Origin of the sequence: Kitasatospora sp. NPDC004799 (genome assembly GCF_040609095.1) — a bacterium.
Lineage (GTDB): Bacteria > Actinomycetota > Actinomycetes > Streptomycetales > Streptomycetaceae > Kitasatospora.
On record NZ_JBEXJK010000542.1, the window covers coordinates 1 to 4,703 of the forward strand.

General features: G+C 72.8%; 4 protein-coding genes. 1 reads left to right on the forward strand and 3 read right to left on the reverse strand.

Features of this window, described 5'->3' with window-relative positions:
• The 3 genes from ABZW03_RS37545 to ABZW03_RS37555 form a co-directional block, all read right to left on the reverse strand.
• A partial coding sequence (locus ABZW03_RS37545; RefSeq protein WP_355268872.1) for a carboxymuconolactone decarboxylase family protein occupies positions 1-1,115 on the reverse strand: 1,115 nt, incomplete at its 3' end.
• 38 nt (positions 1,116-1,153) lie between these two features.
• Positions 1,154-2,809, reverse strand: a complete 1,656-nt coding sequence (locus ABZW03_RS37550; protein ID WP_355268874.1) for a GMC family oxidoreductase — start codon at positions 2,807-2,809, stop codon at positions 1,154-1,156.
• Positions 2,806-3,375, reverse strand: coding sequence for a DUF5987 family protein (locus ABZW03_RS37555; RefSeq protein WP_355268876.1), 570 nt, complete (start codon positions 3,373-3,375; stop codon positions 2,806-2,808). The genes ABZW03_RS37550 and ABZW03_RS37555 overlap by 4 nt, the downstream gene beginning before the upstream one ends.
• A 415-nt stretch (positions 3,376-3,790) precedes the next feature.
• On the opposite strand from ABZW03_RS37555, the gene ABZW03_RS37560 reads away from it, so the two are divergent.
• Positions 3,791-4,570 (forward strand): helix-turn-helix transcriptional regulator, encoded by a 780-nt coding sequence (locus tag ABZW03_RS37560; RefSeq protein WP_355268878.1) that lies wholly within the window; start codon positions 3,791-3,793, stop codon positions 4,568-4,570.
• The last annotated feature ends 133 nt before the right edge of the window (positions 4,571-4,703 follow it).

A 4,703-nucleotide genomic window follows, 5' to 3' on the forward strand; every position in this document is an offset into this window, starting at 1 on the left:
ATCTCGTCCAGCTCGACCCGGTAGCCGCGCAGCTTGACCTGGTTGTCCACCCGGCCGGCGAACTGGAGGGTGCCGTCCGGGTTCCACTGCACGCGGTCGCCGAGCCGGGCGCCCAGCTCCCGGGCCGCCGTCAGGGCCGCCCAGGAGGTGAGCTCGATCAGCGCGGCGTCGCCGGGCCGGCCGCGCCGGAACCCGGCGACGACGTCGTCGTCGACCCGGTACGCGGCCTTGGCGGTCAGCAGGGCCAGCCGGCCCGCCGGGCGCTGCTCCCCGGGCAGGGCCGACACCGGGTCCTCGACCCAGGCGCGACCGAGCCCGGGCGGCCGTCCGTCCCACCCGGCCAGCTGCTCCGCCAGCAGGCTCCGGACGCCGTCCGGCACCGACCGCTCCCCCGCCGCGTCGATCGCGGCGGCCGCCCGGGCGAACGCCCCGGCGACGCTCGGGGTGCCCGCCGCCCAGCGCAGGTCCCCGGGCAGCGGCGCCGACGGCAGCAGGTCGAGCGAGGTCCCGGCCGGCGGGGCGACCCGCGCGGCGCGGCGCATCAGCCGGCCGAGCACGGCCCGCGCCGCCGACCGCGCGGCCGCCGGGAGCCCGGCCGGGACCGGGCTCTGCGCCAGGAACAGGTTGACCATGCGGTTGAGGTAGTGGAAGGTGACCGCCACCCCGACCAGCTCGGGCGCCTGCTCCGCCGGGAACGGCGCCTTCCCCCGGCCCCCGTCCGCGCGGAACCAGTCGGCCGAGGCCTCCGCCGCCGCGCGGGCCGTGCCCGGGGCGCCCGCCCCGGGCAGCAGCGCGCCCAGCGTCGCCCCGTGCACCTCCACGCAGTACGGACAGGCGTTGGCGGCCGAGACCGCCGCGGCCACCGCCTCCTTGGCCGCCCGGTCGACCCGCCCGGCGGCGACCAGGGTCTCCCGCAGCATCACCCAGGAGGCGGCGAGCACCTCCGGCGAGGCGGCGTGCAGGCCGATCGGCGGTGCGAGCATCCCGAACTCCCGCTCGACCTCGGCGAAGACCCGGGTCACCTCCTCCCCCGCGTCGGCCGGCCGCACCGGGGCGACCCGGTGCACCTGCGCCATGGCCCGCCGCAGGGCCGGCCGCAGCAACGGTGTCGTCATGTGCCCCTCCTCGATGGCTCGTTCCGGCGCCGGGCCCGCTACCGGCGCATCAGGCCGGGCAGCTGCGCCTGCACGCCGCGCCGCCCGCTGGTGCCGCCGTCCGGCGCCGGGGCGCCGTACCTGACGTTCACGCCGCGCTGCTGGGCGGCGGCGACGATGCCGGGGATCGCCCGCTCGGCCAGCGCCGAGATGGTCAGCGCGGGGTTGACGGTGAGCGCCCCCGGCACGGCCGAGCCGTCGGTGACGAAGATGCCCGGGTGGTCGCGCAGCTCCTGCCGGTCGTCCAGCGCCGAGGTGGCCGGGTCGTCGCCGATCCGGCAGGACGCCAGCGGGTGCACGGTGTACGCGCCCACCAGGTCGTTGGTCCACGGCATCACCCGGGCGAGCCCGTCGCGCTCCAGGATGGACTTCACCACCGCGTCCGACTCCTCCCAGGCGCGCAGGGTGTTGGCCGTCGGCCGGTACGAGATCGGCCCGCGCCCCAGCATCTGCTGGGAGATCCGGACCGCGTTGCCGGTCGGCGGCGGCGGCCCGAAGACGCCCTCGTTGTCGTCCTCGATCATGGTGAAGACGGTCAGCCAGGACTGCCACTGCCGGACGAGCTCCTTCTTCTCCACCCCGAACCAGCTGGGCCCGCTCGCGTCGGGCACCTGGGCCAGGATGGTGCCGAAGCCCGGCGGGAAGTAGAGCTGCTCCAGGGAGAACCGCGAGTGCTCCGGCAGCGAGCCGTCGAGGTTGTCCCAGCTCGCCACGACCGGGCCCTTGCCGATCTGGTTGGCCCGGAACGCCCGGCCGTCGGCCCGCTTGAGCCCCAGCAGGTCGCGGGCCTTCTCCTCGTCCACGACGGCCGTGTTGAGGCGCTCCCCGTTGCCGGAGAAGTAGCGGCCGACGGCGTGCGGCATCGCGCCCAGGTCCGCCTCGGAGCGCTGCAGGATCACCGGGGTGGCACCGGCGCCGGCCGCCAGCACGACGATCTTCGCGTCGATCGTGCCGCTGCCGGCGTGCACCCGGTAGTCCTCGCCGTCGACGACCTCGTAGTGCACCCGGTAGCCGCCGTCGTCCGTCCGGGTCAGCTTCTGCACCTCGTGCAGCGGGCGGATCTCGGCGCCGTGGGCGAGGGCCGCGGGCAGGTAGTTCAGCAGCAGCGACCGCTTGGCGTCGAAGCGGCAACCGGACATCATCCAGTTGCAGTTGGTGCACTTCGCCCGGTCGATGGCGGCCGGGACGGGGTTGGCGGTGCGCCCCGCGTGCTCGCAGGCGGCGGCGAACAGGCCGCCCGCGTACGTGACGTCGTTCCAGTCCTGCCGGGTGATGGGCAGCGCCTCCTCCACCCGGTCGTACCAGGGGTCGAGGACGTCCCGGTCGATGGCGCCCGGCCACATCCGGCGGCCGATGCTGCCGCGCCGCTCGAAGACGAACCGCGGCGCGCGCGGCATCGCGGCGAAGTACACCACGCTGCCGCCGCCGACGCAGTTGCCGCCGAGCAGGCTCATCCCGTCGCCCACCACGAAGTCGAAGATCCGGGTGTACGAGGAGCCGAGCAGGAAATCGTGGTCGAAGTCGTCGGCCTCCAGCCACGGGCCGCGCTCCAGGATGGTGACCCGGGCGCCGCCGGCCGCCAGGTGGTACGCCGCGATCGCGCCGCCGAAGCCGCTGCCCACGATCAGGACGTCGGTGCTCTCGGTGCTTGTCATGCGGGACTCCCTGAAGACGTGGTGTCCGGGTGGGGATCGGCCAGCTGCTTGCCGTACGAGAAGTCGGGGAACCGCCAGAGCCCGTCCTCGTTCGGCTTCATGAACCCCATCGTGGTGAGGCCCGGGTGGCCCGCCGCGAGCGCGTCCGCGGTGGACAGATGGGCGGCGGTGTCGAAGGCCATGTTCGCGAACAGCGCCAGCAGGACCCACAGTTCGCGTTCCTGGTGGTCCTTCCCGGTCAGTGCCTGCACCAGGGCCGTCCGGTCCGCGAACGGCAGGGCGACGAACGGCGGGACGTCCTCGTCGAGCCGCAGGCCGTGCTCGTCGGCGTACGCGCCGGCGTGGCGGTTCAGCGCCTGCGCGTAGTCGTCCAGGGCCTCCGACAGTCCGGTCGCGGGTGTCTCGAGCAGGTCGATGGCGCCCGCCTGGACGGCGCCGCCGCCGGTCGAGGCGCCGGCCACCGCCCGGTCGTCGGGGGAACGCTTCTCGCCCGGGACGATGGTGTCCGCGAAGGCCTCGAGCGTGATGGTCCGGTAATCGTGTCGATCTGAGGTAGGCGAGCCCACCGGCATCTCCTCAGCTGCTTGTCGAAAAGCGGGCCCGGCGCGCACCGGCCGATCCCGATTCGCATACGCGACTGTGGCATCGTGCGCGCATTACGCTCCCGCCCGCATCTCCTGTGTTGCTGAGGGGTCCTGACGCCCGTTCAAACATTAATCCCGGGACTTCTCACCGATTGGGCATGCCAACGGCAAGTGCCACCACACCATTGCATGTGTCATGTGCCTGCTGCTACGGTCTTCACTTGCTATGGCGGCGATACAATCACCGGCTTCGCCTTTTCCGAAGGGGGGTTCTCCCTTCGCTTGCCTGGCGCCTCCGACGGTCGGCCGGTGAGCGCGGCCACGACTTTCGTTCCCGATCATCGCAAGGCGGAATTTCTGTTCATCCGCAGGTGCAGCGGAGAAGCTGGAGTCCAAGATGACATCTGCCATCGAGCAAGCCGTTTCCCGGGCCATCGAGACCATGCACGACAACATCGGCGAGCTGCTGACCATAGACGACATGGCGCAGGCCGCCATGTACAGCAAATTCCACTTCTCCCGGGAATTCCAGCGGATGACCGGGGTTTCGCCGCGGCGGTTCCTCTCCGCCATCCGCCTCGAAACGGCCAAGCGCCTCCTCATCGAAACGACGTTCACGGTGACCGAGATCAGCCACCGAGTCGGCTACAACAGCGTCGGTACGTTCAGTTCACGGTTCGCCAGCAGCGTCGGCGTCCCCCCCACCACCTACCGCCAGCTCGGGGGTTTCACTCCCCGGATCGAGGTCGACCTGCGCGGCCTGGGCCGCGGCCAGGAACTGTCGGCCTTCCGGGGCGAGATCCGGGCCCCGATCGCGGGGGAGCTCGGCCGGGTGTACGTCGGGCTGTTCCCGACCCGCGTCCCCGAGGGGAAACCCGCCGCGTGTACCGTCCTCCCCCGGCCCGGCGTCTTCTTATTCGACCAGGTGCCGGCCGGCACCTGGTACCTCCTGGCGCACTCCGTCCCGGCCGCGTTCGACGAGGTGCTGACGGGTGACCGCGAGGTCTCGGTGGGCTCGGTCGGCCCCATCGAGGTGCGGCCGGACGTCCCGCTGCTGCCGATCGAGCTCCGGCTGCGCCCGGCCCGGGTCCTCGACCCGCCGGTCCTGCTGGCCCTGCTGGACGCCCGGGCGGTGGCCCTGGCCGCCGAGCGGGCCCCGATCACCGACACCGCCTGACCGGCCGTCGGCCTCCGCACAGAGCCCCCGCGACGGACGGCGGTTTCCAGGGGTCGTTGCAACACGTGGTTAGTTGATCAAGCCGCGATCAGTTTATGCAGGCGCTCGGCTGGGGTTTCCCAGCCGAGCGTTT